The sequence below is a fragment of the Acidimicrobiales bacterium genome, assembly GCA_036399815.1.
Classification (GTDB): Bacteria; Actinomycetota; Acidimicrobiia; order Acidimicrobiales; family DASWMK01; genus DASWMK01.
This window is the reverse complement of the sequence record DASWMK010000048.1, coordinates 1-2,313: the sequence shown is the minus strand read 5'-3', so window position 1 is coordinate 2,313 and position 2,313 is coordinate 1. Positions and strand designations below refer to the sequence as shown.

Genomic DNA, 2,313 nt, shown 5'->3' with positions numbered 1-2,313 from the left:
GACGAGATCGTCGTCGTCGACCGGGTGGCGGCCGCGCTGCGGGTCGACCCGAGGGCCGGCGACGCCGCCGTCGGCGCCGCGGTCGGCGCCGCCGTGGGCGACGCCATCCGCGAGGCCGTGCTCGCCGGCGGCCCCGGCGTGGTGCGCTACCGGCACGTCGCCGACGGCCTCGCCGACCTGTGCGCGTCGGTGGCGGCGGGCGACGGCGGGCGCCGCTGGGCCTGGCGCCGGCTGGGCTGGTGGCCCACGACCGGCGCCGTCCGCCCGGGCGAGGTGGTGGCCGCCGCCCTCGCCGGCCGGCCGGCCGCCGCCGTCGCCGCGCTGGCCGCCCTCGCCCGGCGGGGCCGGCTGGCGGCCGTGCTCGCCGCCGTCGCCCCCGCCGACCTCGCGGCCGTCGCGGAGGCGGCGGCGTTCGCCGTGGCCGGCCCCCGGCCCCTGGCGGCCCTCGGCGGGGCGGCCCCGGGTGCGGTCGGGGCCGACCGGGTCGGCGGAGCCGCCCACGCCCGGGCGGCCGCGCTTCTCGCCCGGTCGGAGCTGGGCGGCCCGCTGGCGGCGTGGCTGGCCGCCGTCGCCGGCGGGGCGCCGGCCGCTGTGGCGGCGCGGTCGGCCGCCGTCCTGGTCGTCGCCGAGGTCGAGCCCGCCCTCTTGGTCGCGCCGGGCGCGCCCGGCGGCGGGACGCCCGTGGACGGGGTGGCCGCCGCCCTCGCCTCCGCCGCCGCCGTCGACGGCGCCGGCCCTGCCGCGGCGGGTGCCGGGGAGCGGGCGCCGGCGCTGGCGGGCGCCGACGACCCCGCCGCCGGGCCGGACGAGCGGCCGGCCGGCCGGCCGTCGGTGTGGGGCGGCCTCCCGTTCCTGCTCCACGTCGCCGCCGACCTCGACCTGGCCGGCCGGGTCGCCGCCGACCCGAGGCTCGCCGGACTCGGCCTGCGGGCCACGCTCCACCGGGCCGGGGTCGCCCTCACCGGCGCCGCTCCCGACGACCCCGGCGTCCTCGCCCTCGCCGGCTGCGACCGCCCCGAGCTCGCCGCCCCCGAGGCCGCCGACGCCGCCGGTGTGCCGGCCGCCGTCGACGGGGTGGCCGCCGACCTGCTGGCGGGGGCGTGGGCCCGCCTGGGCGACCGGGCGCCGGACCTCGCCGGCGCGGCGGAGCGGGTGCGGTGGCTGTGCGGGCGGAGGGCCGTGGTCGTGGCCGACCCGGGGTGGGTCGAGGTGCGGCTCCTGGCCGACGAGGTGGTCGTCGAGGTGCGGGTGGCGGGGCTCGACCTCGACCCCGGCTGGGTGCCCGAGCTCGGCTGCGTCGTGCGCTTCACCTACGAGGGCGAGGTCCACCGTGCCTGAGCCGGTCGCCACCCCGCTCCTGCACGCCGCCGTCGCCCGGCTGTGCGACCGGCTCGCCGGCCTGGTCGACGCCACACCGTGGGCCAGCGCCGACGTCGCCACCGCCACCGCCGCCCTGCTGCGCGACCTGGCCGCCGACGCCGCCGACGCCGCACTGGCGACCGCGCCGGGCGACACCGCCGACGCCGCCGACGCCGCGCCCGCGGCCGCGCCGGGCGACACTGCCGGCGCCGCCAGCGCCGCGCTCGGGACCGCGCCGGTCGGGGCGCCCGAGCCGCTGGCCTGCCTCGCCGCCGGGCTCGGCGCCACGCCGGCCGAGTGCGACGCGGTCGTCCTCGCCGGGCTGGCCGACCACCACGAGGCGCTCTCGGCCACTTTCCGGCTCCTCCATCCCGACGACGACCCGTGGCCGACGCTCGGCCTGGCCGCCCAGCTCGCCACCGCCGGGCCGGCCGAGCGGGCCGCCCTCCGCCGGTCGGCCGACGCCGGCCCGCTCGCCGTCTGCCTCCGCCCCGTCGAGGACGACCATCCGGCCTGGGAGCGCCCGCTCCGCCTCGTCGCCGGGCTGTGGCCGGTGCTGGCCGGCGAGGCCGGCGCCCCGGGCGCGTCCTCGCTCGGCGCCGTGCGCGGCGGCCCGGTCGTCGCCGGGCTCGACGGGTGGCTCGACCGTCCCGACGTGGTCGCCGCCGCCCGGCTGGTGGCCGTCGGGGCGCCCGTGGCGGTCGTCGTCACCGCCGCCGACGCCGCGGCCGCCGCCGAGCGGGGCCGGGCGCTGGTGCTGAGCGCCGGCCGGCAGCCCCTCGGCTTCCGGCCGGCCCGGCTGGACGACCCGACGGCGCGGGCGGCCAGGGCGCACGCGGCCGCGGCCGGCGCGGTGCCGGTCGTCGCCGTGCCCGACGGCGGCCCCGCCGCCGCCGTGCCGGGCCCGGGGCCGGCGGTCCTCGGCACCCGCAGGGGCGGGCCGCTGCCGGCCGC

2 protein-coding genes are annotated in these 2,313 nt (G+C 84.3%); both read left to right on the top strand.

The genetic code is table 11. From position 1 onward, the window contains the following. On the top strand, positions 1-1,338 hold a 1,338-nt coding region (locus tag VGB14_03640; GenBank protein ID HEX9991999.1), incomplete at its 5' end, for a hypothetical protein. Further along, positions 1,331-2,313, top strand: a 983-nt coding sequence (locus VGB14_03635) for a hypothetical protein (GenBank protein ID HEX9991998.1), incomplete at its 3' end; no start/stop codon positions are given. The genes VGB14_03640 and VGB14_03635, both read left to right, overlap by 8 nt.